Here is a 286-nt window from a genome sequence, read left to right on the forward strand (position 1 = left end):
GATGGTTGATGCAGCGGATGCCGGCAAAGTGGCCGCTGGAGGACGAGCAGAGGCCGGCGACCTTGCCGGCCAGCGGCCTGACCGGCCGGCCGCCATCCCTGCGCACCCGGCTCACCCAGTCGATCGTGTTCTTGAGCAGCGGCGGAATGGAGCCGTTATATTCGGGCGTGGCGATCAGCAGCCCGTCATGGGCGATCACCAGACGCCCGAGTTTCTGGGCGTTTTCTGGAACGCCTTTTTCCTTTTCCAGGTCCTCGTCCATGATCGGCAGGGAGTAGTCGGCAAG

At 64.3% G+C, this 286-nt stretch carries 1 protein-coding gene; it reads right to left on the reverse strand.

Features of this window, described 5'->3' with window-relative positions; translation table 11 throughout:
- Positions 1-286: NADPH-dependent FMN reductase (locus tag EOC06_RS42075; RefSeq protein ID WP_245469429.1), on the reverse strand; the 286-nt coding region annotated here is incomplete at both ends.

Source organism: Mesorhizobium sp. M7A.F.Ca.MR.362.00.0.0, from assembly GCF_004023175.1.
Lineage (GTDB): Bacteria > Pseudomonadota > Alphaproteobacteria > Rhizobiales > Rhizobiaceae > Mesorhizobium.